The organism is Natribacillus halophilus (assembly GCF_900100185.1).
Lineage (GTDB): Bacteria > Bacillota > Bacilli > Bacillales > Marinococcaceae > Natribacillus > Natribacillus halophilus.
Map to the genome: position 1 here is coordinate 35,317 of NZ_FNEN01000015.1, position 26,640 is coordinate 61,956.

The 26,640-nt window shown below is 48.3% G+C and carries 32 protein-coding genes and 1 rRNA gene; 22 read left to right on the plus strand and 11 right to left on the minus strand.

Annotated elements, in window-relative coordinates; all coding sequences use genetic code 11:
* The first annotated feature begins 28 nt into the window (after window positions 1-28).
* The 10 genes from ku to BLS58_RS13820 all read left to right on the plus strand — a co-directional run bounded on the left by ku (window position 29) and on the right by BLS58_RS13820 (window position 8,426).
* Window positions 29-850: a non-homologous end joining protein Ku gene (gene ku, locus BLS58_RS13775; protein WP_090399376.1), complete on the plus strand. Its 822-nt coding sequence runs from the start codon at window positions 29-31 to the stop codon at window positions 848-850.
* Window positions 851-963: 113 nt separating this feature from the next.
* Window positions 964-1,734 carry a gluconate 2-dehydrogenase subunit 3 family protein gene (locus BLS58_RS13780; protein WP_090399377.1) on the plus strand — a complete coding sequence of 257 codons (771 nt, stop codon included), beginning with the start codon at window positions 964-966 and terminating at the stop codon, window positions 1,732-1,734.
* Between the two features lie 27 nt (window positions 1,735-1,761).
* Window positions 1,762-3,471 (plus strand): GMC family oxidoreductase, encoded by a 1,710-nt coding sequence (locus tag BLS58_RS13785; protein WP_090399378.1) that lies wholly within the window; start codon window positions 1,762-1,764, stop codon window positions 3,469-3,471.
* A gap of 80 nt (window positions 3,472-3,551) precedes the next feature.
* Complete coding sequence (locus BLS58_RS13790; protein ID WP_090399379.1) at window positions 3,552-4,178, plus strand: YhcN/YlaJ family sporulation lipoprotein; 627 nt, start codon at window positions 3,552-3,554, stop codon at window positions 4,176-4,178.
* Between the two features lie 356 nt (window positions 4,179-4,534).
* Window positions 4,535-4,849: an AbrB/MazE/SpoVT family DNA-binding domain-containing protein gene (locus BLS58_RS13795; RefSeq protein WP_090399380.1), complete on the plus strand. Its 315-nt coding sequence runs from the start codon at window positions 4,535-4,537 to the stop codon at window positions 4,847-4,849.
* A 159-nt stretch (window positions 4,850-5,008) separates the two neighbouring features.
* Window positions 5,009-5,392, plus strand: coding sequence for an OsmC family protein (locus tag BLS58_RS13800; protein ID WP_090399381.1), 384 nt, complete (start codon window positions 5,009-5,011; stop codon window positions 5,390-5,392).
* Between the two features lie 111 nt (window positions 5,393-5,503).
* Entirely contained in the window at window positions 5,504-6,301 is a 798-nt protein-coding gene (locus tag BLS58_RS13805) for a YfkD family protein (protein ID WP_090399382.1), read from the plus strand.
* A 52-nt stretch (window positions 6,302-6,353) separates the two neighbouring features.
* A complete protein-coding gene (pdaA, locus tag BLS58_RS13810; protein ID WP_245723181.1) occupies window positions 6,354-7,133 on the plus strand; it encodes a delta-lactam-biosynthetic de-N-acetylase in 780 nt (259 codons plus the stop codon).
* Window positions 7,134-7,161: 28 nt separating this feature from the next.
* Entirely contained in the window at window positions 7,162-7,677 is a 516-nt protein-coding gene (locus tag BLS58_RS13815; RefSeq protein ID WP_090399383.1) for a GNAT family N-acetyltransferase, read from the plus strand.
* Between the two features lie 98 nt (window positions 7,678-7,775).
* On the plus strand, window positions 7,776-8,426 hold the full coding sequence (locus tag BLS58_RS13820; protein ID WP_090399384.1) for a hypothetical protein: 651 nt from the start codon (window positions 7,776-7,778) through the stop codon (window positions 8,424-8,426).
* A 52-nt stretch (window positions 8,427-8,478) separates the two neighbouring features.
* Here the strand turns inward: BLS58_RS13820 and BLS58_RS13825 are convergent, their stop codons facing one another.
* Genes BLS58_RS13825 through ectA form a run of 3 tightly spaced genes read right to left on the minus strand, consistent with a single transcriptional unit; the run spans window position 8,479 to window position 10,713 of the window.
* A complete protein-coding gene (locus BLS58_RS13825) occupies window positions 8,479-8,865 on the minus strand; it encodes an ectoine synthase (protein ID WP_090399385.1) in 387 nt (128 codons plus the stop codon).
* 41 nt (window positions 8,866-8,906) lie between these two features.
* Window positions 8,907-10,175: a diaminobutyrate--2-oxoglutarate transaminase gene (gene ectB, locus BLS58_RS13830; RefSeq protein ID WP_090399386.1), complete on the minus strand. Its 1,269-nt coding sequence runs from the start codon at window positions 10,173-10,175 to the stop codon at window positions 8,907-8,909.
* A gap of 25 nt (window positions 10,176-10,200) precedes the next feature.
* Window positions 10,201-10,713, minus strand: a complete 513-nt coding sequence (ectA, locus tag BLS58_RS13835) for a diaminobutyrate acetyltransferase (protein ID WP_090399387.1) — start codon at window positions 10,711-10,713, stop codon at window positions 10,201-10,203.
* 350 nt (window positions 10,714-11,063) lie between these two features.
* Between ectA and BLS58_RS13840 the strand changes: the two genes are divergently transcribed.
* Both BLS58_RS13840 and BLS58_RS13845 read left to right on the plus strand, forming a co-directional pair.
* Window positions 11,064-11,948 carry an AEC family transporter gene (locus BLS58_RS13840; RefSeq protein WP_090399388.1) on the plus strand — a complete coding sequence of 295 codons (885 nt, stop codon included), beginning with the start codon at window positions 11,064-11,066 and terminating at the stop codon, window positions 11,946-11,948.
* Between the two features lie 90 nt (window positions 11,949-12,038).
* On the plus strand, window positions 12,039-13,424 hold the full coding sequence (locus BLS58_RS13845; protein WP_090399389.1) for a Glu/Leu/Phe/Val family dehydrogenase: 1,386 nt from the start codon (window positions 12,039-12,041) through the stop codon (window positions 13,422-13,424).
* A gap of 255 nt (window positions 13,425-13,679) precedes the next feature.
* Here the strand turns inward: BLS58_RS13845 and BLS58_RS13850 are convergent, their stop codons facing one another.
* The gene (locus BLS58_RS13850; protein ID WP_090399390.1) at window positions 13,680-14,588 is read right to left on the minus strand and encodes a TIGR01777 family oxidoreductase; all 909 of its coding nucleotides are present in this window, start codon (window positions 14,586-14,588) and stop codon (window positions 13,680-13,682) included.
* Window positions 14,589-14,608: 20 nt separating this feature from the next.
* On the opposite strand from BLS58_RS13850, the gene recX reads away from it, so the two are divergent.
* Entirely contained in the window at window positions 14,609-15,469 is an 861-nt protein-coding gene (recX, locus tag BLS58_RS13855) for a recombination regulator RecX (protein WP_090399391.1), read from the plus strand.
* Window positions 15,462-15,776: a YfhH family protein gene (locus BLS58_RS13860; RefSeq protein ID WP_090399392.1), complete on the plus strand. Its 315-nt coding sequence runs from the start codon at window positions 15,462-15,464 to the stop codon at window positions 15,774-15,776. Before recX ends, BLS58_RS13860 begins: the two co-directional genes overlap by 8 nt.
* 2 nt (window positions 15,777-15,778) lie before the next feature.
* Here the strand turns inward: BLS58_RS13860 and BLS58_RS13865 are convergent, their stop codons facing one another.
* Entirely contained in the window at window positions 15,779-16,801 is a 1,023-nt protein-coding gene (locus BLS58_RS13865; protein ID WP_090399393.1) for a metal-dependent hydrolase, read from the minus strand.
* Window positions 16,802-16,916: 115 nt separating this feature from the next.
* Here BLS58_RS13865 and BLS58_RS13870 point away from each other — a divergent pair, with 115 nt between their 5' ends.
* Together BLS58_RS13870 and mutY are read left to right on the plus strand one after the other, a co-directional pair.
* Window positions 16,917-17,246, plus strand: coding sequence for an MFS transporter (locus BLS58_RS13870; protein WP_245723182.1), 330 nt, complete (start codon window positions 16,917-16,919; stop codon window positions 17,244-17,246).
* The gene (mutY, locus tag BLS58_RS13875; RefSeq protein ID WP_090399395.1) at window positions 17,243-18,304 is read left to right on the plus strand and encodes an A/G-specific adenine glycosylase; all 1,062 of its coding nucleotides are present in this window, start codon (window positions 17,243-17,245) and stop codon (window positions 18,302-18,304) included. The genes BLS58_RS13870 and mutY overlap by 4 nt, the downstream gene beginning before the upstream one ends.
* 3 nt (window positions 18,305-18,307) lie before the next feature.
* Here the strand turns inward: mutY and BLS58_RS13880 are convergent, their stop codons facing one another.
* Both BLS58_RS13880 and BLS58_RS13885 read right to left on the minus strand, forming a co-directional pair.
* A complete protein-coding gene (locus BLS58_RS13880) occupies window positions 18,308-18,649 on the minus strand; it encodes a hypothetical protein (protein ID WP_090399396.1) in 342 nt (113 codons plus the stop codon).
* 83 nt (window positions 18,650-18,732) lie between these two features.
* Window positions 18,733-19,050, minus strand: coding sequence for a hypothetical protein (locus BLS58_RS13885; RefSeq protein WP_090399397.1), 318 nt, complete (start codon window positions 19,048-19,050; stop codon window positions 18,733-18,735).
* 122 nt (window positions 19,051-19,172) lie between these two features.
* On the opposite strand from BLS58_RS13885, the gene BLS58_RS17855 reads away from it, so the two are divergent.
* Together BLS58_RS17855 and BLS58_RS13895 are read left to right on the plus strand one after the other, a co-directional pair.
* Window positions 19,173-19,352: a hypothetical protein gene (locus tag BLS58_RS17855; protein ID WP_090399398.1), complete on the plus strand. Its 180-nt coding sequence runs from the start codon at window positions 19,173-19,175 to the stop codon at window positions 19,350-19,352.
* A gap of 93 nt (window positions 19,353-19,445) precedes the next feature.
* Window positions 19,446-19,952 (plus strand): DUF402 domain-containing protein, encoded by a 507-nt coding sequence (locus tag BLS58_RS13895; RefSeq protein WP_090399399.1) that lies wholly within the window; start codon window positions 19,446-19,448, stop codon window positions 19,950-19,952.
* Here BLS58_RS13895 and BLS58_RS13900 read toward each other — a convergent pair.
* The 3 genes from BLS58_RS13900 to BLS58_RS13910 form a co-directional block, all read right to left on the minus strand.
* A complete protein-coding gene (locus tag BLS58_RS13900; RefSeq protein WP_090399400.1) occupies window positions 19,930-20,985 on the minus strand; it encodes an FUSC family protein in 1,056 nt (351 codons plus the stop codon). The genes BLS58_RS13895 and BLS58_RS13900 overlap by 23 nt on opposite strands.
* A 69-nt stretch (window positions 20,986-21,054) precedes the next feature.
* Window positions 21,055-22,269, minus strand: a complete 1,215-nt coding sequence (locus BLS58_RS13905) for a GTPase family protein (RefSeq protein WP_176764759.1) — start codon at window positions 22,267-22,269, stop codon at window positions 21,055-21,057.
* A gap of 19 nt (window positions 22,270-22,288) precedes the next feature.
* Window positions 22,289-23,584 (minus strand): glutamate-1-semialdehyde 2,1-aminomutase, encoded by a 1,296-nt coding sequence (locus BLS58_RS13910; protein WP_090399402.1) that lies wholly within the window; start codon window positions 23,582-23,584, stop codon window positions 22,289-22,291.
* Between the two features lie 202 nt (window positions 23,585-23,786).
* Here BLS58_RS13910 and bcp point away from each other — a divergent pair, with 202 nt between their 5' ends.
* The 3 genes from bcp (at window position 23,787) to perR (ending at window position 25,296) form a co-directional block, all read left to right on the plus strand.
* The gene (gene bcp / locus BLS58_RS13915; protein ID WP_090399403.1) at window positions 23,787-24,257 is read left to right on the plus strand and encodes a thioredoxin-dependent thiol peroxidase; all 471 of its coding nucleotides are present in this window, start codon (window positions 23,787-23,789) and stop codon (window positions 24,255-24,257) included.
* Window positions 24,258-24,430: 173 nt separating this feature from the next.
* Window positions 24,431-24,736, plus strand: coding sequence for a cyclic-di-AMP receptor (locus BLS58_RS13920; protein ID WP_090399404.1), 306 nt, complete (start codon window positions 24,431-24,433; stop codon window positions 24,734-24,736).
* Window positions 24,737-24,852: 116 nt separating this feature from the next.
* The gene (gene perR, locus BLS58_RS13925; RefSeq protein ID WP_090399405.1) at window positions 24,853-25,296 is read left to right on the plus strand and encodes a peroxide-responsive transcriptional repressor PerR; all 444 of its coding nucleotides are present in this window, start codon (window positions 24,853-24,855) and stop codon (window positions 25,294-25,296) included.
* 48 nt (window positions 25,297-25,344) lie between these two features.
* Here the strand turns inward: perR and BLS58_RS13930 are convergent, their stop codons facing one another.
* Window positions 25,345-25,689, minus strand: coding sequence for a DUF2614 family zinc ribbon-containing protein (locus BLS58_RS13930; protein ID WP_281241016.1), 345 nt, complete (start codon window positions 25,687-25,689; stop codon window positions 25,345-25,347).
* Window positions 25,690-26,085: 396 nt separating this feature from the next.
* On the opposite strand from BLS58_RS13930, the gene BLS58_RS13935 reads away from it, so the two are divergent.
* Window positions 26,086-26,640 (plus strand): 16S ribosomal RNA (locus BLS58_RS13935); the annotation flags it as partial.

The following is a 26,640-nucleotide window of genomic DNA, read 5'->3' on the forward strand; positions in this document are numbered from 1 at the left end:
AACTAGGCTTAAAAAGGAGGGAAGTCGTTTGCACACGATTTGGAAAGGAAGTATTCAGTTCGGGCTCGTGTCTATCCCCATTAAATTGCATGCTGCTACGGAAAATAAAGCGGTCTCGTTTCGAAACCTGCATAAAAAATGCCACACCCCGATTAAGTACGAGAAAGTGTGCCCGGTTTGTGAGGAATCGGTGGAAAACGACGATATCGTCAAGGGTCATGAAATGAATGACGGGCGTTTCGTCGTCGTCGATGACGAGGAACTGAAATCATTAAAAGAAGCGAATACGGAGAAAGCCGTGGAAATCCTCGACTTCGTCCATATTGATGAGATTGATCCGATTTATTTTAACCGCAGTTATTATCTGGGGCCTGATGAAGGAGGCACGAAAGCGTACGCTCTGCTTCGCAAGGCGCTTTCCGACACCCGAAAAGTCGGGATCGCGAAGATTATCATTCGTTCCAAGGAACAACTGGCTGTTTTGCGGATTCGCGAAGAGACGCTGTTGATGGAGACGCTGCATTACCCGGATGAAATCCGCGCGAGCGCCGATGTGCCGAACGTACCTTCAAGCGAAAATATCGAGAAAAAAGAGTTGGACACCGCGGTTCTGCTCATCGATCAGTTGACAGCCAGCTTTGACCCGGAAAAGTATGAAGATGAATACCGCAAGAATTTACTCGCGCTCATCGAATCGAAACAAAGCGGCGAAAACATCGTCACCCCCGAAAAAGAGAAGCAACCGGACAATGTCACCGACCTCATGGACGCCTTGCAGGCTTCCGTCGATCGCACGAAGAAAACATCGGCATCGGAAAAAAAGAAAACGACCTCGAAGAAATCGTCATAACCGAACCGTCGGCGGATAAATGCCGGCGGTTTAATGTTGCATATAAGCCACCCCTTTTGGGCAAAAGAATAAAGAATTCTTTCCTGTACTCACAGAAAAAGGGGGGATAACCAATGGCAGACGAAAACGATGAACAAAATAGTGGCATTTCACGCCGGCAGTTTCTTAAAAATAGTGGCTATATTGCCGGCGGACTCGTCGGTGGAGGGCTCCTGGGTGGCGTTTTTGCACAAAATTTTCTCGGCACAACGGATGCCCCGGATATCGATACGGATGACGAGGTCGACACTACTTCTCCCGGAGAACTGACGCAGGCACGCATGTTTTTTAAACGCCAGGAAGATTTTGATGTGTTAAGCGCAGCCGTAGAACGCATTTTTCCTGATGACGATACCGGACCGGGGGCTATAAGTCTGGCCGTTCCCTATTTCATAGACAAGCAATTGGCCGGTGAATACGGCTTTAATTCCCGGGAGTATATGGAGGGGCCTTTCTTTGAAGGCGCTCCGACGCAAGGGCCGCAGACGGGATTGCTTCGCAGGGATGCTTTTCTTCATGGGGTGCGTACGATCCAAAACATAGCTGAAGATCACTTTGATGAATCTTTTTTTGATCTGGAATCAGAGACCCAGGATGAAATTTTAGAGGCCTTTGAAGAAGGGGAAGTGGACATGACGGGCATTGCTTCCGATGAATTTTTTTCCAAGTTGCGGACGGCCACCATCGAAGGCGCATATTCTGACCCTGTCTACGGCGGAAACCTCAATATGGACGGCTGGAGGCAAATTGGCTACCCAGGCTCCCAAATGTCTTATACGAATGTCATTGAGGAAGAAGAATTTGTGGAAATGGACCCGGTCAGTTTACATGACCATCACGAATAAATAAATGGCTTAAAAAGGAGAGCGATTATGGCAACAGAGTTACCTAGAAAAGAGGCAGCCGTCATCGGGGTTGGCTGGGCCGGTGGGATTATTGCCTCGGAACTGGCGAAAGACGGCATCGAGGTTATCGGACTGGAACGCGGCGCTGAGCGGACGGTTGATGATTTTATTATGCAAAAGGATGAATTAAGGTACGCGGTGCGTTATGACCTTATGCAGGATTTATCGAAAGAGACGCTCACCTTTCGAAACGATCGGGATATGCGTGCGCTGCCGATGCGGCAGATGGGCTCATTTTTGTTGGGAACAGATCTGGGTGGGGCGGGGGTTCACTGGAATGGACAGTGCCCGCGTTTTCTCCCTTATGATTTTGAGATTCGCTCACAGACCATTGACCGCTACGGCGAAGATAAAATTCCTGACGATATGCCGCTTCAAGATTGGGGCATCAGTTACGAGGATATGGAAGAGTACTTTGCCCAGTTTGATGCAACGATCGGAACCTCCGGGGAAGACAATGAAATGACCGCGCCCCGGTCGACGGAATATCCAACTCCTCCGATGGTCGAAACCCCGGCCATTCGCATGTTTAAGGAAGCATCAAGTGATTTGGGGTTACACCCTTATCAAGGGGCTTCTGCCAATTTGACGGAGGCTTATACGAATCCGGATGGACAAACGATTCAACAGTGCCAGTACTGTTCTTTTTGTGAGCGTTTTGGCTGTGACTATCAGGCGAAATCAGATCCGATCATCACGGTGATTCCGACAGCGAAGGAAACAGGAAATTTCGAATTGCGCACACATGCCAATGTGAGACGCATCTCATATGACGGTGAATACACAGACGGCGTTTATTTCATTGATACCCGAACCGGTGAAGAGTTTTTTCAGCCGGCGGATATGGTGATTCTGACTACTTATGTGATGAACAACACCCGCCTGTTATTAGAGTCGGAGATTGGCACGCCTTATGATCCGGATACGCAAAGCGGTGTTATTGGTAAAAATTATTGTTATCAAATTATGGCGGAAGCGCAAGGGTACTTTGATCAACAGTTTAATCTATACGCGGGTGCGGGCGCTTTGGCCGGGCAATTGGATGATTACAACGGCGACAATTTTGATCATGGCGATCTTGATTTCATCCACGGAGGCACGATCCAGCTCACACAAACAGGGATTCGGCCGATTAATACCAACCCGGTCCCTCCGGGAACGAAACAATGGGGTAGTGAATTTAAAGAAGCGAATGCTTATTATTTATTTCGAACGTTATCCGTCGGGTCTCAAGGCGCGAGTATGCCTTATGTGAATAATTATCTTGATCTGGATCCAACCTATACGGATCGTTTCGGTGATCCTTTATTACGGATGACGTATAATTTTACAGAGCAAGACCGGAATCTTGCCGCCCATCAAACCCAGCGAATGGAAGAGATTATGCAAGAAATGGGGGCGAATGAGATTGTCGCCAACCCGGATATCGGCGATTATAACATCATGCCTTATCAAACGACCCATAATACGGGTGGGGTCATTATGGGCGCCGATCCGGAGACCTCGGCGGTCAACAATTATTTGCAGATGTGGGATTGTGAAAACCTCTTCGTTGTGGGCGCTTCCGCTTTTCCCCATAACAGCGGCTATAATCCGACACCTACGGTAGGAGCCCTTTCTTATCGTGCTGTTGAGGGCATCAAACAGTATTATGAAAATCCGGGACCGTTGGCATGAATAAGCGGTTTCCTGCAAATGGCAGGAGTAAGATTCCCCTGATGTTTACATCTTAATGTGTAAAGAGGGGGATCTTAGTTATGAAAAAAATTACAGTAGCGACAGCTGTGTTTTTCGTTGTAACAGCAAGTGTTGCCGGATGCGGAACAACGGATGAAAATGCTGCTGATCCGGGCAGAGACCCGATCGATTCGGCAGACATCAATCAAGTGAATGATCAAAGCCGGGAACATGATGAATCGGAGTTCACCATTGACGACCGCGTCGAAAGAGGGGAACGTCACGGTGCCCGTAATATGAGAGATGGCCGCGGTTCATTTTATTATAACAATCCTCAGGACGTCGTGGATAAGGACACGTATACAGCGGAAGAACGGCGGGCAAATGAAGAACGTGCCCACCGCTATGAAGTGGAAAACGGCTCTCAATCCGAAGATATTGCGCAAGAGATTGAGACCATGGATCACGTAGAAGACGCTCAAGTTTTCGTTGACAATCATCACGTGTTGGTCGGGGTTCGAACCGATACGGATGAGCAAGGACAACCGCTGGAGGAGATTGAAAAATGGCTACAAGCCGAGATGACGGACAAAGAAATCCTTGTTACGGACAGCGAAGAGATCACTAAACGCCTGGATAATAACGCCAGCGACGAAACATCCGAATCGTTTCAGGACCTTATCGATGATATACGGAATGATTCCTGATACCTGAAAGCCAAGAGCAGCTCTTTTCACTTGAGGGGTGCTCTCTTTTTAGTGAAGAAAAAATGAGAGGAATCACCGGACGCGTAAGCAGGTGATGCATCACTCGGGGGTAGTGAAGCCATAAACCAGCGATCTCCTGCCTACAATGGCGTCACCCGGCCATAGGTGAAGCCACAAATTAACGATATCCTGACTGTAATGGCCTCACCCGCCGCAATGTATATTCCTGTAAAAGTAAACAGACAAAAATTAGCTCTGTATGGAAGAGGAATCGGTTCGGACACTGAGTATGAATTGTGTGAAAAGATATGATAAGATGATGAATAAGAATTATAGTTATAAGCGAGGTGACTCCAATGGCATTATTAAAGAGAGATTCCGAAAATAAACGTCCTCCCGCAGAAGAAATTGCTGGAGCTATTTCAGAACGAGGACAAACGGTTATACCTAAGGAATTTCGAGAGTATTTAGAAGCTCATGACGGGGACCAATTAGAATGGTCTGTGAATGAAAAAGGCGAGGTCGTGGTCGCAGTAAAGAAAGAAGAAGATATCATGGACTTGTATGGTTCTTTGCCGGTGCACGAAAAGAATGAGCGTGATTTTGAAGAAATCTTGGAGAAATCGAAAAAAGAGCGATTAGAAAAGAGGAGAAATGAGGGGAACATATAATGCTATCGGAGATGTGGGTGGATACGAATGTCATTATGATTACATAGCGCAAATTGTTACATAAGATCGTGTGTCCCTGTCCTTCCACTGAGATTATAATGCGCCACAACTGTGTAAATCCGCCCTATACGGTAAAATGGAAATGGGAGGGATAATGATATGGAATTTCGGATCGAAAATGAAGAAGCATTCAGCACAGAGGCCCCGTTCGGATTATTGCAAATTTCCGGCGAGGATGAACACGGCTTTCGTCCGTATCAACTGCTCGTCTCGGCGATTGCCGGGTGCAGCGGGAGTGTATTGCGAAAAATTATGCGGAAAAGACGTATTGATATCGGAGATATTCGCATTAGTGCCGACGTTACCCGCAACGACGAAGAACCTCATGAAGTCGAAACCGTCCACCTTCATTACACCGTCCGGGCAGCGGGCGTTAAAGAGGAACAAATGGAGAAAATGGTGGAGCTTGCCAAGAAGAATTGCACCATCGTCCAATCGGTCGAGCCCGCCATTAAAGTCAGCGAATCTTTCACATTGGAATAATGTAGTCAAAGGCAGTGCTTCCGTGCAGAGGCACTGTTTTTTCTCGAGCCATGGATAAAAACGCCTCCTGCAGATAACAATAAGCGAAAATGATCAAGGGAGGCTTTAGGAATGAAAGGCTTTGCCATCATAGCTACAATCATGCTTTTGAGTATATCTTCAGTCCTCACAGGTGATATTCAGGCTGCTGAAACTGAAGAGGACAGCGATTCGTTTACGAAACCGGACCATGTCTACAACATTACCAGAGAGAACACGTACAGCCACACGGACCGCGAGCTGCCTGAGCTCGAGCCTTCGGAATTGACGAAAGATTTGCAGGAAACAGCGGACGTAAACATCGATAACCCCGAGCTTGTTTCATTGTTGAATGAATCGACCATCAAGGATTCGAAAATCCCGTTTGGCGTTAATGCTTCCATTTATTTAGGCACCTGGGCGCTCAATTACGATTCCGGGCACACGGAAGTGAACTGGGAATACGAGAACATTAATGCCAACGAACAGGACAACCGCGGAGGGGACAGCGTCGTTTCGCTCCAGTATAAGCAAGGCCAAAACAAGGAAGTCGCCGGTGAATTGAACAGCGATGTACCACAAATCGACGGTGTTAAAAACTTGATGCGAATGAAGGCCACTGATAAAACGTCTTTGCCGCTTTCTTTTAACGCAACGATCGGACAGGGCACAGAAGTCGGCCCCAACTACCAGGTAGAAGGCAAAAAACTCGGCGTCTTGCACGGCTATGTGCCTGCCGTCCATGAAGAAGGCACGGTCACCTACGGAGAAGTGTATGTGAAAGTGAAAGGGACCAAACGCTCCCTCGAGGTCAAAAATATCGAGAAGCAGGCGGTTGATGGCTGGATTCCCGTGAAAGACCATGTGGCGTTAAAGTATAGCAACGGCTAAAACTTTCGCGATTTAAAGGTTGCTTACGGAGTTGAAAGGAGGTGTCCGGATCGTGGGAAGAGGAGTGAAGCTCATGGCCATGGCGCTGCTTTGTTTTATTTTCGCGAGCAACCTTGCCCATAGCGAGGAAGTGTATGAATGGAATTTCAAACCGGCCAAAAATAACGAACCCCCGACGACTGAACCCCACTACCTTGAGTTGCTTGATCGCCATGATGGATACTATATTGGTGATACGGACAAAAAAAACCTTTATCTAACGTTTGACAGCGGTTATGAAAATGGCTGTACGGATATCATTCTGGATGTCCTAAAAGAAAAGAATGTGCCCGCGGCCTTTTTTGTGACCGGTTATTACTTCGAGAGGCAGGAAGCGTTAATCAAACGAATGGACGATGAGGGCCACATCGTCGGCAATCACTCCTGGAACCACCCCAGCCTCCCGGAATTAAAAGATGAGGACGTCGTGACCGAGTTGGCGAAGGTCAATGACGCTTTTGAGTCATTGACGGGGAAGGAGATGGATTACTTACGCCCTCCCCAGGGTACGTTTAACGATCGCTCGATGGACATCGCAAAAGATGAAGGTTATCAACATATTTTTTGGTCGTTTGCCTATGTCGATTGGAACCCGAATACGCAAAAAGGCAAGTCGTATGCGTATGAGCGTATCCTGGATCGCGTTCACCCCGGAGCAGTCCTCTTGTTACATTCGGTATCCCGGGATAATGCCGAGGCGCTCGCAGATGTCATCGATGACCTGGAGGCGGATGGCTACCAATTTCAGTCGTTGGATCATCTAACCGGAAAAAGCTTTTTTCCCATTGATTAGTGAACGATAAAAGAACAGAGGTGAAAACGTGTTCCGCAGCGGGCGTTTACAATTTCGGGAAATGGTTCAGGCTGATCGGGAATCATTACACGAGATGTTTTCCGATCCGGCCGTGATGCGTTTTGCCGAGGGCACAAAAACATTTGCAGAAACCGGGGAATGGCTGAACCGAACGATACAGGACTATCGAAGTTTCGGCATAGGCTTTTGGATGGCCGAAAAACGAGACAGCGGTGAATGTGTGGGTCAATGCGGGATCCGTCCGCGAAAAATTCAAGGCCAAGTGCGTGTGGAGTTCGGTTATCTCATCGCCCGCTCCTATTGGGGAAAAGGGTACGGCAAAGAAGCCGCCCAGGCCTGCCGAACATTCGTCTTTGACCATTTGGGCGTTCCTGCGCTGACGTCATTAATCCATCCCGCTAATGCACCGTCCATACGAATTGCCCGTCATCTCGGCATGGAAAAGCAAGGCACGGTTTTTAAACGAAAGCAGTGGCTCGATATGTATACACTTGAAAATCCTTTCCATTCCTCTACAAAATAGACATAAGTTGGTCATGAAACGTTCATATTTTATGCTTTAGTGAAGCTTTAGCAGCGTGTACACTGGAGAAAAGATGAGGTATAACAGGGGGAAATAAAGTGGCGATCGTTTTACTCACTGCCTTTGTGATTGCCGGCATACTCTCCGTATTCACCGCTTTTCTCATGTTGGTCACCTGGCCGGAACGCAAACAAAATCGCTATAAACACGCAAAATATTTTTCCGCCAGTTTTGCAGCGGCCATCATTACGCTGGGAACTTTTTTAATGTTGTCGGATACATCCAGCACCATTACCGCCAACGATTCTTATGAGGTGCCGGAATCAGTGCAAACGGTCGAAGAGAGAGCACAATGGCATATTACGTCCGAACTGGGTCAGGTAACAACGACCAATCATGACGTCGTCCAGGACATTACCTATGATGATGAGACAGAAGTGCTGGAGGCGCAATTGATTACTGAGGATAACGTGACGACCGATCTCATTCGAACGTCTACGTTAAACCGATCCGCTCATGTTTTGCAAAGGATGGCGGAAATTAATGAACTGAACTATATTCATTTAGTCTGGGATATTTATGTTGAACCTGAATCAGGCCCCGGGGAATTCGATACGATTATGGACATGACAGCGGAGCAGGACACATTGGAAGATGTGGAATGGAATGAGGTAGAGGTTGAAAATATAGAGGATATCACGGAGGAGTACTGGGAGAAACCTGAACTTTATACGACAGAAAGTGAATAACGACATTTAACAAGCCCCTTGGTCATGACATGATCAAGGGGCTCTTGCGTTTTTAATCTAAATCAGCAGGATAAACACCGTTCTCGTCATGCACTTCACGCCCACTTAAGGGCGGGTTGAATACGCATACCAACCGTGCATCCTTAATGCCTCGTAACAGGTGCTCGTCATGTTCATCAAGGGCATAAAGGGTGCCTGGTGTAATCCGATATGTTTTATTGTCCTTGAGCGTCGTGACTTCGACTTCTCCTTCAATACAGTAGACCGATTCCAGATGGTTCTGATACCAAATGTGGGTTTCGGTACCGGCGCGAATGACCGTATCATTCACCGAGTATCCCATGCCATCATCCTTCATGATCAGGCGGCGACTCGTCCAGTTTCCGGCGTCTACTTCCTGGTCGGATCCTTTAATATCTTCGAGATTAACGATTTTCATGATTGTTTTCCTCCGTGTCCAGTTAATGTCATGGTGTTGATTTATTGCACTGCATCACGAATACCCAGTTCGAGACGCCGCAAGCCTTCATCCAGCCCCTCGTCATCAATAATGAGCGGTGGAAAAAGCTTAAAGACTTCATCATTAGGTCCTGCGGTTTCCATGATTAAACCATTCTGAAAAGATTTCTCACACACTTTCTCTGCCAGGTCCGGAACGTCGGAACGAATGCCTTGAATAAAGCCGCGCCCGCGTAAACTTCCTTCCAGGGCAGGGTATTTCTCGATCATCTTTTGCAGAAAGTCGGTGATTTTATCCGATTTTCGCGCGATTTCCTTTTCAAAGGAAGGGTCTTCCCAGTATTCCAGCGCAGCCTTGCCCGTTACGAAGGCCGGATTATTGCCGCGGAATGTTCCGTTGTGTTCTCCCGGGGACCAGATGTCCAGTTCGGGACGGACGAGGGTAAGAGCCAATGGCAATCCGTATCCTCCGATCGATTTCGATAAACAGACAATATCCGGTGTAATACCGGCCGGTTCAAAACTAAAGAATGTGCCTGCGCGTCCAACCCCGGCCTGGATATCGTCGACGATAAGCAGGGCGCCGATGTCGCGGGCCAATTGCTCGATCTCCTTGATCCATTCAAAGCTTGCCGCGTTTAGGCCGCCTTCACCCTGGACGGTTTCCAGGATGATGGCCGCAGGTTTGTCTATGCCGCTTCCATCCTTGTCCAGGAAGCTGCGGAGATACTTCATCTGTGTGTCAACGGATTCGTCGATGAACTTGTCAAAAGGCATTTTGACTGAATGTTCGAGGGGAACCCTGGCACTTTCACGTTTGGACTCGTTGGACGTTACAGCAAGTGCGCCGAGGGTCATGCCGTGAAAACCGTTTGTGAAACTGACGACGTTCGTTCGTCCCGTCACTTTACGGGCGAGTTTCAGGGCGCTTTCCACGGTATTCGTTCCGGTTGGACCGGGGAACATAACCTTATAAAACATATTACGGGGTTTCAATATTTTTTCATGAAAGGCTTCCAGGAATTCTTTTCTCGCTTTAGAAGCCATATCCAATGAATGGGTAATGCCATCCTCCTGAATATACTCGATTAACTTTTCCTTCATACGATCATCATTGTGGCCGTAATTCAGCGCACCTGCGCCAGAAAAAAAGTCAATATATTCATGGCCCGATTCATCCCATAACTGATAGCCTTTAGCTTTATGGAAGACGGTGGGGAAGCTACGGCTGTAGCTTCGCACCTCTGATTCCAATTCTTCAAATACGCTCATTACATTGGTTGATGCCATGGTATTCTCCCCTTAGTGCTTGAAGTTAGCGATGATCCATTGGGCCGATTCTGAAAGAGAGCTCCGGTTCATGGTGATCTTCCGGGAACAATTCTTCGGAGAAACATTCCGACACGTGACAGGCGGTTCCATTGGTACGGGCAAGTCGCCGGAACAGCTTTTGCGAAGCGTCGTTCGACGGAGTGACCGTTGCTTCAAGAAATTTAATTTCCTGGCAAGCATTGCGTTCAAGCAATTCATCCAGCATCCGCGAGGCTAAACCTTTGCCGCGCTGCGAGCTATCGACACCGACTTGCCATACAAATACGGTATCATCTTGTTCAGGTAGGATGAACGCGGTTATGAACCCTACGAGTTCTCCTTCTTCTTTGGCCACCACACAAGTTTCGGAGAAGTATTCGCTCATCATCAAATACTTGTAGGAGGAGTTGAGATCCAGGCCAAGTTTTTTGGCAAGCTCCCACATTTTACTCCCATCTTGTACGGCTGGTTTGTCAAATTCAAGCTTCTCTTTATGCAACACTGGTGTTGCACTCATCCTATCACACCTTTGAAGTATTTACGTACCTTTGACTTTTCCCTGTGTAAGCAAAATTCAAACTGCTTTTTTAAAAGAAAGGGCAGGTACGTATTCATGGCTATTGCAACCATGTGTATTATAATAGCATGCTCCCGAGAAAATTCAAATCGCTTTAAAAGTGATTAAAGTTGATGTGAGCAGCTAAGGCCGAGTTGGCTTTATTTGCATAAGGAGATAGCGAAGATTCCTAACCTATTTGGCAGCGTAGCATCTTATATGTAAAAATAACGGAATCATTCAGCATATTTCGTCACAGCGGGAAGAAGAACTGATAAAATGAGCGATGTACACGTGAAAGGAGAAGAAGCTTGCAAATCTTTTTCGATGTTGTTCTTCCAGTCGTCCTTGTCTTTTCTCTCGGATTCATCATTCAAAAATGGAAACCGGTGGATATCAAGGCGGTATCGACCGTGGCCATTTACGTCATGACGCCCTGTTTAGTCTTTGATACGATTTATCATGCAACACTCAATATGCAATACGTGTATATGCTCGTCTTCGCTCTTTTGCTTTTATTTATTCTTATTATGCTCAATAAGGTGATTTCTTTTTTCTTGAAGTTATCCCCGGAGACGGAGACGGGGATGATTCTGTCGACGTCATTTATGAACGCGGGTAACTACGGGGCGCCGATCGTGCTGTTCGCCTTTGGGGAAGAAGGATTTGCCTATGCGGTGTCGCTTATGGTGATTCAGTCCGTGTTCATGAATAGTTTCGGGGTGTATTACGCCTCCAAGGGAAGTAGGCAGGCGTTGAAAGTGGTCGTGACGATGCCGGCTACCTGGGCGCTGTTCGCTGCATTACTCGCCCAGCTTCTTCCTTATGCGCTGCCGCAGGCGATTACGGGCGTCACCGAGATTGTGGGTACGGCTACGATCCCCACGGTGATGATTATCCTCGGCATGCAGTTGGCGCAAATTCCGCTGCGAGGGTTTGAATGGGGAAAAATAAACTATAGTGTGACGCTCCGCTTGTTGATATCTCCCTTGATTGCCGTCGGCCTTACGAGCATTCTGCCGGTGGAACCGTTACTGGCGAATGTGCTCATTTTAACGGCGGCGATGCCGACAGCCGCGAATATCGTTATTTTTGCCGTCCAGTTTAATGCGCAACCGCGCCTGGTATCGAGTGCCACACTGGTGTCGACGCTCATCAGCATTCCAACGGTAACGATTCTGCTAATGATATTATAGTTCATCATTTCGTCAAAAAAGAGGTTTATAACCTAGGCAAATGGGAATGGGACCTATAGATTGGACTGTAGCAAGGAAGGATGATGTGACATGAGTCGCGATGACACGCGTCGATTCATTCAGGACGTTGTCAATCAATTGAAAAAGGAGTCGTTTAGCGCTGAATTCCAGAAGAATGAAAACGGGGGTGTTTTTGATTCGGCGGCGGAGATTTTAAAAACGACGGATAAAATTATCAAAAGCTACATTCGGGTAGCCAGGGATGACGGCAGCATCTCTCGCATCCCGGCCTATCGTGTGCAGCACAATAATATCAGCGGCTTCTATAAAGGGGGCATCCGTTTTAGCGACGCGGTTAACGAGGAAGAAGTGGAAAACCTCGCGATTCTGATGACGATCAAAAACGCCCTTCATGAACTGCCCTTCGGAGGCGCCAAGGGCGGTGTTTACGTCGATCCGAAGAAATTTTCCCAAAAAGAGCTGAATATGGTCAGCAAAAAATATGTGCAGCGCCTAAAACCCGATTTAGGGCCGACCAATGACATTCCCGCCCCCGATCTGGGGACGAACGAAACGATCATCGACTGGATGGTCGGCGAATATAAAACGATCACTCCCGGCGAATCTTATATTAACTCATTTACGGGGAAAAGTGACGTCAACGGCGGGGTCACCGGTCGCAGAGAAGCCACGGGAATCGGGACTTTTTTAACTTATTATCATCTTATCAGTCGCTGGTTTCAGGAGGCCGAGGCCGAAAAAGTAACGCGGAAGAAAAGCTGGCAGAACATCGAAGCTTTAAGAACGGGGGAGCAACCGATTAAAGTCGCTGTCCAGGGGTTTGGAAATGTCGGGAGCATAGCGGCTGAAGAAGCGATTCATTGTGATTATGAGCATATGGTCGTGGCCGTCTCCGATAAGTATGTGTCCCTTGGCAATGAGGAAGGCCTGGATATAGAGAAGCTCATTACCTATCATGACGTGCACGGGCAGTTACCGGAAAGCCAGGAGGGATTGGCTGAAGCCGGCGTTGAAGCCGTGATTGCAGAGGATCCGGCGGCTGTCTTAACGAGTGAATGTGACGTACTCATTCTGGCCGCGGTGGAAGATCAAATCACCGAGGACAATATGAAGGACATTTCCGCTAAAATCCTGGTGGAAGGGGCGAACGCACCGATAACGATGGGCGCCGATAAATATTTTGAAGAAAACGGCGTTATGGTTATCCCCGATATATTGGCCAATGCCGGCGGCGTGCATGTGTCTTATCTGGAGTGGATACAAACGAATATGCCCAAGCCCTTCACAAAAGAGGAAGTTATTTCGGAAATGAGCGAGAAAATGAAACACATAAGTTCGCGGGTCTATGACCACTATTTTTATGCCGAAACGCACGACACGGCGCGCGTTTTATGCTATAAACTTGCACTTAAGCGACTGATCACGCTTTTATATAAGCACGGGAAATTGTATTAATAGATTTGCGGGCGGGCGGTGTAGTGCCGCCCGCACTAGTAGGTCGCCATAATGCGAAGTTGAAGCCCTAACCCCAGCCGTAGACTAGCGTTAGGTCGCCATACGGCGGGGTTGACGCCTTAAAGCCACCCGTGGTCATGCGTTAGGTCGTCAAAACGCAGAGTTGACGACCTAACGACTTCCGCGATCACGCGTTAAGGCGCCATAACCCAAATCTGGCTCCTCGATCCCTTCTATAAACGAGCACGCCCCCCTCTAATCATCCCGCAACAGATCATCCAGCGCATGCTCCAGCCTGGCATACTGAAACGCATAGCCCGATTGCTCGGTGCGTGCCGGAATTACCTTCTGTCCCTCGACGACGAGCACGCTCATTTCTCCGAGGGCACCGCGTACGGCAAATGCAGGGGCGGGCAGCCAGTGGGGGCGCTTCAATGCCGAGGAAAGTTTCTTTCCGAAATCGCGCATACGTTCCGGCGCGGGCGCTGTGACGTTGTAAACGCCCTCGACATGTTCATTTTCCAGGGCATGAACGATAACGCCGGCGGCATCCTCATGGTGCACCCAGGAATACCATTGCCGGCCGTTGCCGACCGGGCCGCCGGCCCCTAGTTTATAAGGCAGCATCATCAGTGGCAATGCACCTTCATTAGCGTCAAGGACCAGGCCGAATCGCGCATAAATCGTCCTTACCCCCAAATCTTCGGCAGGCGCAGCCTCTTCCTCCCACCTGGCGCTCACTTTCTGCAGAAAATTTTCATTCGCGGGAGCACTTTCCTCAGTAAATTCATCCGTTTCCGATGTGCCGTAATATCCCATGGCTGAAGCGCTCACGAATACGCTCGGACGTTCGCCCGGCAGATTCTGAAGCAGACGTATACACTCTCTCGTCGCCTCAATTCTGCTGTTTTTTATGCGCTCTTTATGCTTTTTTGTCCAGCGGCTACTTATGGAGGCGCCTGCCAGATTGACGATGGCATCGACATGTTCAAGTTCCCGTTCAGGTTCGTTGTCCCCCAGCCATTCGATATATTGCAAGTGGGTGTCATTCTGTTTGTTTTGCGCATTTCTTGTTAGAATGGAGACGAAGTGATCGTCGGCGAGCAATTTGTTCGTAAGCGTTTTGCCGACAAGGCCTGTCCCTCCTGTAATAACGATATGCATGTCCGGGATCCGCTCCTTCGTTGTTTTTAATACTCATTCCCTTTCATGAACCTTTTATAAACAAGGGGGTTAACCATATACATATTTCCAGAATTACGACGCAGAAAAAAGATGCAGAGCGCTACAATCTGTATGTAGAAGATGAGCAGGGAGAACGTTTTGCTTGCGGGGTGCATGAAGCGGTCCTGGTGCGGTGGGGATTGGCGAAGGGAAAAGCGATCACGGCCGCCGAACTGACCGATATGACACGGGAGGACGAGCTGGAAAAGGCGAAAAAAAAGGCGCTGCAGTTTTTGTCGAAACGCATGCGCACGGAAAAAGAACTGCGCGACAAACTCCGGGAAGAAGACGTGCCCGCTGAGCATATCGAAGAAGTTATTGATACGATGGCCGAGAAAGGATACCTCAATGATGCCGAATACGCCCAGACCTACACGCGCGTCACCATGAGCACGACAGACAAGGGGCCGGGCCGCATCCGGCAGTATTTGCAGGAAAAAGGCATTCAGGACGCTTTCATTAACGACGCTTTGGAACAATATGACGAGCAAAAGCAAATCGAAACGATGACAGGAATAATCGCCAAAAAAGCCATGCCGAGAGAAAGCGCAGTCATGAAAAAGAAAAAACTGACCGACGTATTGTTGCGCAAGGGATTTAGCTATTCGCTCATCAACGCCGCTTTTGAAGCGCATGACTTTGCCGACCGTACCGATGAAGACTGGCAGGCCTTGCAATTCCAGGCGGAGAAGGCAGCGAGTAAATGGCGAAAAAAATACGAAGATGAAGTGGTCAAACAAAAACTGAAAAAGCACCTTTACCAAAAAGGGTTTTCACTATCCATGATCGACCGGTATCTTGAGGAGGAGCAGAATGAATAATAAGCGCTATGGCCACATGAGCAGGCAGGAACTGAATGATGAGGTAGCCCGCTTAAACGAGCAGGCGAAAAAAGCCGAGCAAAAAGGAATGGTCAGCGAATTCGCCATTCATGAACGGAAAAAGCTGATCGCGCAATCGTATTTATTGAACCCCGATGATTTCAAGGCGGGCGAGCGCTATACGATTGCGGAGGATGAGAACGAGAGTCATTTCGTCATTTCTTATATGAATGGGGTGTTTGCCTGGGGATACCGGGATGAGAACACCTCGTTGACATCAGTCCCCATCGCCCTTTTACAACGCTGATGTCACGTTGCGTTCAGCAGTCGTGCCCTTTTTCTTTTTTTGGAATCCCGGGAGATTTTTAGTTTGTATTCCAGCTTTTCCTTGTCGTATATCCAACCGGTGTAAGAGCCTTCGATACAAAGATCGCGATCGAGTCTGACGACTGATACGAACGGGTAGTACCCGGCCGCGCGGTAGCGCAAATCGGTGAAGACGACGTCATAACCGCCGAAAGGCCGTTGGTGGACTTCCCACCGATAGGTTGGGGAAAAAGAAAGAAAAGCCGCTAGATTATGATCGTCACGGGCGGCCTGAATGATCGGATCGTCTGGAATAGGTTCAAAGGGATAACTTTCCAGATAGCGTATATTGTTCTTTTTCCAGGTAGCGACATGAAGATAATCCAGGGTGCGAATGACGAGATGGAACTCCGACCATTGATACGTCGGGGAGACGAATATATGCGTTGCGTACGGATGGAGTCTGCGGGCATGACGAATCACCCTGTTGCGGGCTTTCATTCTCCACACATAGTAGAGAGCGATAATACTGTAAATGATCAGAAACGTATACCCGGGGTGAGCGCCTGCGATCCAGAATACCACGCCGACAATATGCAGCATGAAAATGAACGGATCAAAGGTATTGATGGCGCCTATCGCAATCCAGCGATCTTTTATGGGGGCCAGTGCTTTCGTGCCGTAGGCATTGAAAATGTCAACCAACACGTGCACGACAATGGCCAGAAATGTCCATAACCAGAGATGAAACAGACTCGCCTCAGGTAAAAACAGGTAAATGACGGCTGTGACCAGCACAGACCATAAGATGACCGCGGGAATTGAGTGGGTGGCTCCCCTGTGATTGGTAATATACGTTGCGTTATTTTTCATTTTCAAAACGGTGTCGAAGTCAGGTGCCTGTGACCCGATGATAGCGCCTAAAGCGACGGCCTGCATCGTAGCCGTGCTTGCGGCAGCCCCGGGGTCCAGCGTGGCAAGGCCGGTAATGCCGACGCCCATAGCCACATGGGAAGCTGTGTCCATTCCCGGTCATTGCCTCCTTTTAATTTCTTTGTTCATATAAAATAGCGTAGCAAATTTTCGCTAAATAGTAAACGAGTTTAGCCTTAGATATACACGAATGAAAGTTGGTTTATACATGGCAGAACGTATGCAAGTCTTTATGGAGTACAAAATACTGGCAGGTAATGAACGCGCGTATGAAGCGTGGATGAAGCAAGTGCCGAAGGAATTGGTTCGGTACGGAGCCCGGGATTTCAGTTGGTTCGAGGCTTGGGATCAACCCGGCTTATATGTGGAATTGTTCACGGTCCCCTCGCTGGAAACATATGAACAGATTAAAGACCTTCGCCGAACGAAGGATCATCCTGTATTCGGCGATTTGGCCAAATGGATGCACAAACCACTGGAGGAAGTCAACTGCTGGGCGTTTCGAGACCGAACGGAAAAGGAAGACAGTGAAACATGAAGCTCACCCATTTCCCCATTCGAGCCTTTCGTAAACAATTGTTAACGTGGTATGAAAAACATAAACGCTCACTGCCATGGCGGGAAAGTAAAGATCCTTATCGTATTTGGGTGTCCGAAATCATGCTGCAACAAACGCAAGTGGAGACCGTAAAGCCTTATTTCGAACAATTCATGGAGCAATTCCCGACACCGGAAGCCCTGGCCGAAGCAGAAGAGGACGAGGTGATGAAAGCCTGGGAAGGTTTGGGCTATTACTCCCGAGCCCGTCATTTACATTCGGCCGTAAAAGAAGTCATGCACACTTACGGAGGCGAAGTCCCGAAGGACCCCGAAGATTTTGCTTCCTTAAAAGGGGTCGGGCCGTACACCAAAGGGGCTGTCATGAGTATTGCCCATGACCGCGAGGAACCGGCTGTTGATGGTAATGTTATGCGTGTACTCGCGCGGGTGTTACTGATCGAAGCAGATGTAGGAAAACAGAGCACGCGCCGACAAATCGAAGCTGATGTACGCGAGCTTATGGCCGGTACGCCGCCCGCCGAATTTAATCAGGCTTTAATGGAACTGGGGGCATTGGTTTGTACCCCGAAGAACCCTGACTGCCCGAACTGCCCGTTAAAGCAGATGTGCCGGGCTTATAACCATGAAATGGTCGATGCGTTGCCGATAAAGGCCAAAAAGAAAACGCAGAAGCAACAGACACTGGCGGCCGCCGTCGTGGAAAATGAAGATGGAGATATTCTCGTTGAACAGCGTCCGAAACAAGGGTTGCTTGCGGGGTTGTGGCAATTTCCCATGGTCGAGGCGTTACCGGCTTCACAAAGGACCGCCCTTAAGGATTACCTGGAAGATGTGCATCATGTCGAGGCGGAACCGGCCGAAACCGGGCAAACGTTTGCTCATGTATTCACCCATCTCATCTGGCACATTCACGTCTATCGCGTGCACGTCCGTTCACGAACGCCTACTAGAGCCGGGCGGTGGCTGACACGAACAGAGGCTGCACAGTTAGCATTCCCCGTCTCCCATCAAAAAATTTGGCAACAGCAGCTCTGATTGTTATTCATCATTGGTTAACGGGGAAGGATGCATGCTGTCCATCTTTGTCCTGGTGTCATTCGTGCCGAGCTCATAGATCTTTCGGTACACGTCATTCATACCATGCTGGAAACGATCGCTGTCCGCCGTCGTGAATTCTTCATTGAAATGCCGGAAGGTAAATAAATCCGCCAGCTCCATGTCATGCTTTTGCACATCCATCATCAATTGTTGTAAATGCTGGACTTCTTCCGGCGTCGCCTCAATTTCGTATTCAATCAGTTCATGATCATCGATCTTAGTGGTGGAAATATCCTCCATGCTCGTCGGGTTGAGATTGACATAATAAGTCTTTTTAGACATTGGAATACCCCCTCATTGTGACTTTCCTTAGGATGTGAAAGCACGAGGGGGTTTATAACTGAAAAAAATGGCAGGTTGCCTGCTTAACTTTGCTCCCGCAATTGTTCGAGAAAGGATCGCGTGCGCTCGGTCCCGAAGTCATAAAGATAGGAATAAAGCTTTTGGATGTCGCCGCTCGTTTCTTCTTTATCTTCATCTGCAGCCTCCTCATTAAAAGGCCGTATCAAAATTTCCTGCGCTTCCATATCTTCTCCTTCGATCCTTCCCAGTAATTGTTCGAGTTCTTCCTTTTCGTTTTCGGTTACCCTGATTTCATACTGGATCTTGTTATCCTCTGTTTTCACTTCTGATATGCCCATCATCGCTTGATCCAGGGTAACATAAAATGTCTTCCGTTCCATGTTTACACCTCCATATATCCTTTCGATCTCTTTTCCCTTTTACGCTCAGGGTAAATCAGGAATTTTTTATGTATATTCTCACGTCGCACGGGCATGTTAAGAAACGTGGAGGTGATGATGAAATGGCAAACCAAAACCAAAACCAAAATCAACAACGCCAAAACCAGCAACAGAACAATCAGCAGAACCAGAACCAACAGAACAACCAGCAACAGAACAACCAGCAGCAGCAGAACCAGCAGAACCAGCAAAATCAACAACAAAACAGACAACAAAACCAACAAAACAACAACAATCAGTAACTCTGTAAAAAGAGTAGTGGGAACGTCCATTAACGGATCGTTCCCACCTTTTTTATGCATGATATAATGTCATTGTAAGGGGGCGTTTATCGCTTGGAAATACGAAGTTATAAACACAATGGCAAGCTTCATCGTCTTTGGGAAACGTCAACAATTTTACAAAAAACGTCAACGGAAATTATTGGCGGCAACGACCGTGTGCTTGTGCAGGAAGCGAGTGGCGAACGTTGGCGGACGAGAGAACCGGCCATCTTTTATTTCCATCGGCACAAGTGGTTTAACACGATTGCTTTGCTCCGCGAGGACGGCATTTATTTTTATTGCAACATCAGCTCTCCATGCGTCATTGACTCTGAAGTACTGAAATATATTGATTACGATCTCGATATCAAGGTTACGCCCGAGCGCCGTATACAGATGCTCGATGAGGACGAATACGAACAAAACCGCGAGGAAATGCAATACCCCCGAGCGATAGAGGAAAAAATCGCCGAGGGGGTTAATGAACTTAAAAGCTGGATCGATCAAGGGGAAGGGCCTTTTGATCCACAATTCGTTGCGTATTGGTATGAGCAGTTTATTCGTCTTGATGGTAAGTAAAGTAACTTTCCATCAAGCGGTCGATATGTTCCAGTTGGGAATTATACTCAATAATATAGGCGATTAATGGGAGCAGATTCAGCCACTCTTCCCGTTCAAGTTCCTTATAATCGTACGAATCCATAAACAATTCCGTTAAGGATTCGTTGCCTTCGTCGATTTCGTCGGTCATCCAGTCGGTCATTTGCGTCGTGACCTTCCCGGAGTAGCGGGCCAGAATACGGCCATGATAGTTGGTGAGATGATCCAATTGTTGTAGGATAAGCCTTTGCATATTTTCGGGCATATGATAATAATCGTTTTCCCGTTCATCAAGGCTTTCAAGGACATGGATCAGTTTTCTCGTCGCTGCCAGCATTTCCCGAAACAGCACGATTTTCCTGGCCTTGGCGAATTTCGTTTTCTTAAAGTAATTCCGTTCTTCTTTATAAAATAAATAGAGCTGGTCCAATTCAGTAAGTTTCTCCCGCGATTCATCCAGATCTTCTCTTCTCGCTTGAATATTCGTATCGTGTCGCGTCGTCAACCGAATCCAACGGGCGGTGTTTTCCGTCGTTGTAACAAGTTCATCGTAAAGTTTGTTTTCGTACTTTGGCGGCAAGAAGAACAAATTGACGAGAAATGCCGAAAAAACACCGAGCATGATCAGACTGAAGCGAGAGGCGGCAAAAAGGAGATAGCCGTCATCAGGACTGCCGCTCATAATGATAATAATCGTGACGAGTGTCACCGGAATCGTTGACGAATCAAGGCCAAGCCTTAAAATAATCGCGATGGCGATGACGACAACGACGCCGATCACGAACGGTTCATTACCGAAAGCCAGTCCGAAAATCACCGCCAACACGGCACCGATCACGTTCGCCTGGATTTGATGGAGAATCCTTTGATAGGTTCGATATATGGATGGCTGGATAGTTAAACCGGCAGTTAAGCCTGCGAAAAAAGCAGGTTCCAGCCCGAGCCAGGTGGCTGCATAGAGAGCGAGCACAATGGCCAGCCCCGTCTTGAAAATGCGGGCGCCAAATCTCATAAAGGGTGTCGTTCCTTTCGTTCTGGATGTGAGAGGTGAGATGTGGGAGGTGGGATAGGTGGCCACCTCTTATTCGATTTCCGACGAATAGGCTTGTTTGGCTTCATGAGCCGGTCGTCTCTCGATAAAATACAGGATGGCCGCTTTACATAATCCCCACGTGGCCGTAGCTGCCAAGGTTCCGGAAATGGCATGACCTGCGACCGGAAAAGCCACTTTGCTTAATGAGCGGGCCAACTGTCGAAAGGCAAAAGCCGTTCCGATATTTGCACCCAGGGCGCCCAAAAACTCGGTGAGCGTCTTTCGGTCCAGTTTACGCCCCGATACGTAAGCAATTCCGGCGATCATGGACATTTGAATGCCGGTAATAAAAGGCAAGTCGGCCAGCGGGATCGGTTGGGCACCCACGCCGCCGGTAATCGCGGAGGCACGTTTACCGATCGTTTTGGCGATCCGGGTTTGGATCGCCTTCGCCTGGGTAATGCGTGCCCATTGCATCCACGTGCTTTCCGGCAGCTGTTCGAGCAAAAAATCGATCAGCTCCTCAATTTGCCAACGTCTATCATAGACCATTTCGCCGTTTTTGAACACGGTATACGCACATACCGGAAAAATACGGGCGATGTCCGGAAGATGTTCCTTTAACATGCGCCCCAGATGAGCACTCGCTTCTTCGATATTGGCACCTTTCTCCTCCTCGAAGGGAGGGTCGGTGTCATAAGCGGGGTCGAGCTCATCGACTTGCGTGACTATTCCAATCACCGGCGGCAGATAATCATGCTTTTCCTTGACAGCTTCCCGAAGCTCTTTTAACTGAGTGATATCCTCTGTGACGCGGGCATCGACTTCCTTCGCTTTGACGAGGAACAGGATCGCGTCGGGATAACGGGTGGAGAGGGCGGACGCCCACGCATCTTCCTGTGTTTGTTGAAAACGCGTATCGTCCCCTTCTCCGAAACCGCGCGTGTCCAATACTTCCATGACCGCTTTTTCGGATGAGCTTGTGTACGTATGCCAACTGCCGTGTTCGGTTTCAGCGGTAACGGTGCCAATCGCAGCCACGGGAGCCTGGAAAATGGCGTTTACAAGCGTTGATTTACCCGCGCCGCGCCGGCCGACGATGGCAAAGCGCGGGGGGCGGGCATCGACGAATAATTCTTCCAGGCGTTCCACTTCCCCTACGACATTGTTTTGCATGTTCGCGGGTAACTTTGGAATCACTTTTTTACGCAGCAAATGCAGCGGTTCTTCCAGATATTCTTTATGATTTTCATCCTCACGCATTATCGTCATTCCCTTCCGTTTAGGAACTTTTAACGGCATGAAAGGCTTTCTCGGCAGCCGTGAGTGTCGTGTCTATATCTTTTTCCGAATGGGCGCTCGTCAAGAACCAGGCTTCGAATTTCGAAGGGGCGAGATGGATGCCTTCGTTCAACAGCGAATGGAAAAACGTGGCAAATTGGTCGCCGTTCGTGGCGTCTGCATCGTCGTAGTTCTCGACGGGTTGCGAGCTGAAATACACGGTAAGAGCGCCTGTCTTACGGTTAATTTGTATGGGCACTTGCGCTTTTTTTGCGAGTGTGTTTAATCCTTCTTCAAGTTTTTCTCCCAATGTTTCCAGTTTATCATAGACGCGGGCATCTTCTAAGACTTCCAGACACGCGATGCCCGCTTTCATCGAAACGGGGTTGCCGGCCATCGTGCCCGCCTGGTAAGCCGGACCCAACGGTGCGACTTCTTCCATGATGCTCACTTTCCCGCCGTAAGCGCCTATGGGTAAGCCGCCACCGATAATTTTGCCCATCGCTGTCAAATCGGGATAGACGCCGATAAGATCCTGGGCCGCGCCGTAATGGAAACGGAAGGCCGAAATGACTTCGTCATAAATGACGAGTGCTCCGGCGTCATGGGTGATTTCATTGATCTTTTCAAGAAAGCCGGGTTTGGGTTCGACGATGCCGAAATTGCCGACGATCGGCTCGACGAGGACAGCGGCAATCTCGTCACCAAAAGTGCCCATGGCTTGCTCAAAGCTTTCAATATCATTGAAAGGCACGGTGATGATTTCGGCAGCGGTATTTTTCGTTACGCCTGCGGAATCGGGGGACCCTAGCGTTGCCGGGCCGGAACCGGCGGCAACGAGCACCGGATCGGCGTGTCCATGGTAGCATCCGGCGAATTTAATAATTTTATTCCGTCCCGTATAGGCGCGGGCGACACGGATCGTCGTCATGACCGCTTCGGTGCCGGAATTGACGAAACGTACTTTTTCAAGCGAAGGAATAGCTTCTTTTAATTTTTCCGCAAACCGGTTTTCCAGGGACGTCGGTGTGCCGTACAGAACGCCGGCTTCGGCAGCGTCTGTAATGGCCCGGGTAATATGCGGGTGGGCGTGGCCCGTGATGATCGGGCCGTAGCCGCCGATGTAATCGATATAGGCATTGCCGTCAACATCATATAAATAAGCGCCTTCCCCTTTTTCCATAAAAACGGGTGTCCCGCCTGAGACGCCTTTAAAGGCACGGGAAGGGCTGTTCACCCCGCCGACGATGTGGGACTCAGCTTCTGCAAATAGTTCTTGTGAGCGTTGAATATCCATTTTATGACCTCCGAATGTCCATTTCTTTTTAGCAGGTAAGAAGTATAAACCACTTTCTTATCCTGCATAAGTGCAACTAAGGCTTATCGCCTTAAAGGCTTGGCGATAAGCCAAGTTTTCTTTATTTTACCAGATGATGATTAGACAAGACATTGCGGAGAGAGGCATAATGGATGTAACATGACCACAAGGAGGATGTACAATGAATTTAACTGACGAGCAAGCGCCGGATTTTACCTTGCAGGCGAATGACGGTACGCACGTAACGTTAAGTGATTACCGGGGCCAGACGGTTGTGTTGTATTTTTATCCGAAAGATATGACCCCGGGGTGCACGACCCAGGCTTGTGACTTTCGGGACGCACTGCCGGCTTTACAGGCAGAGGGCGTAACGGTCCTCGGAATAAGCCCTGACTCTATAGAGAAACATGAAACATTCGCGGGCAAACATGACCTTCCGTTTTTGTTGTTGTCCGACCCTGACCAGGAAGTTGCCGAGAAATACGGCGTATGGCAGTTAAAAAAGAACTTCGGAAAAGAGTATATGGGTATCGTCCGCTCGACGTTTGTCATCGATCCCGAGGGGACAATCAGGAAGGAATGGCGGAAAGTCCGTGTGAAAGGGCACGTTGAGGAAGTCCAGGCATTTGTGGAAGAAAAAAGCGAGGCGTGATTTGTCTGTTTTTTGGCAGATAGACTTTCTTATCATGCATAAGTGCAACCAAGGCTTTCGCCAGGCTTGGCGATAAGCCAAGTTTTCTTTATAAGTCATTAATCGCACAGAATTTGCTATACTAATAGTAATAATAACGAAGCGATTTAGGGAACGCGGGGGGTGTGGGAACGATGAAACTTTTCGTATGCATTGTCAATGATGTCTATCGTGATCAAATGGAAAAACAATTGGAAAATGAAGGCTTTCGCATTACGGAATTGGCAAGTAGTGGAGGTTTTCTGCGTAGGGGAAATACGACATTTTTAATCGGTTGCAATGACCGGGACGTTGAGCAATTAAAGCAGTCGATGCAGAATGCCTGTGTCCAGTTAGAGCAGAAAAAGAAGATCGAAGGTCGTTATCAATACCGTTATACATCATTTATGCTTAGTACGGCTCAGGAAGGAGAATGGATCTCCCGATTCAATCAGCGTTAATCCACACCAACGGCAAGTTTCTTTCGTTGACACTAACCCCATAATCAGTTAAAGTTGCAGATAAGTATAGATATTATATTGTAATTATTGTTGTATGAAAGAGAGGGGGCATGACGATGGGGAATGAAGACCTTCAAAAAGCGGTTGAATCGTTGAAAACTGCAAAAGTTCGAATGACACCGCAACGTCATGCGATTTTGGAATTTTTATTTGAAACGATGACCCATCCTACCGCCGATGATATTTACAAGGCGCTCGAAGAAAAATTTCCAAACATGAGCGTGGCTACGGTATATAATAATCTGCGGGTTTTCAAGGAAGTCGGCATTGTTAACGAGTTACCTTATGGAGATTCCTCCAGCCGTTTTGATGCGGTTACGGACAATCATTACCATATTATTTGCAAGGAATGCGGCACGATCGTCGATTTTCATTACCCTGTTTTGGATGAAGTGGAAACGTTGGCCGAGCACGTGACGAATTTTCAAGTTGACTCCCATCGCATGGAGATATATGGAAAGTGCCCAGCTTGCGTAAGTAAAGAGCCGGTTGGCACGTAAAAAATCCCCGCAAAGAGCCGGGGATTTTTTTATGTTGATTATTGTTGATTATGATTGGAAATTTTTGCGATTATACCGGGCGTCCAGCTCTTTGCCTTCCAGCTCCTTATCGAGGGTCAACGGTTCATTACAATGCATGCAGGCGTCTACCCGTCCGAGTATTTTCGTGTGTTTTTCACAGTTGGGACATTGCACTCGAACGGTCTTCGTCGACTTCATCCCGATCCACAAATAGACGAGCGTGCTTGACATAACGGATAAAAAACCAATGATCATGGCTATCGACATGAGGATGGGGCTGCCGCTAAACACGAAAATGGCAATATACATAATGAATATCCCGATGAATATTAAAGCCATCGCGAATGTACGAATTCGGTTGATCTTCGCCACAATTTTACCTCCCTGAATTTCTTGTCTCCTATTGTATCATAATTGCTGAGCGATCTCATAAATTTATCGGCGAATCCGCTTTTGGGGGCGAATCACGTCTTTATGACCGCGGTAGCTGTTATGTATGCTAAATGACGAATGAAAGAAAATCAAATAAACAGTTGACGACGTAAAATTGGCATGATATCTTTGTATTCGCGTTAACACAGATCAATCATTTCGCGTCATAAACGTAAATTTTGGGTGTTGACGTAAGCTGAATCATTTGCTATTATAAAAAGGTCGCTTTAAACAGCAGCGACAATCATTTGCCCTTTGAAAACTGAATGAAAGCCAAGCGTAAGAAGAATGAATCAAGCCAGCGCAACGCACACCCCCGTGTGCGAAGCGGAACTTTTTATGGAGAGTTTGATCCTGGCTCAGGACGAACGCTGGCGGCGTGCCTAATACATGCAAGTCGAACGGTCTAGAGGTGAGAGTTGAGAGGTGAGAAGTGAGCTGTCGTAGACATCGGCAGAGCCGATGTCACCTAAATCCCACTTCCCATTTCCCACCTCTCACTTCTAGACAGTGGCGGCCGGGTGAGTAACACGTGGGCAACCTGCCGCGGAGACTGGAATAACACCGGGAAACCGGTGCTAATACCGGATATGTCCCTGCCTGCGCCTGCAGGCGGGGAGAAAGGCGGTCTTTTGACCGCCACTCCGCGAGGGGCCCGCGGCGCATTAGCTGGTTGGTGGGGTAAAAGCCTACCAAGGCGACGATGCGTCGCCGACCTGAGAGGGTGATCGGCCACACTGGGACTGAGACACGGCCCAGACTCCTACGGGAGGCAGCAGTAGGGAATCATCCGCAATGGACGAAAGTCTGACGGTGCAACGCCGCGTGAGTGAGGAAGGTTTTCGGATCGTAAAGCTCTGTTGTGAGGGAAGAACCCCTTCGGGCGGAAAT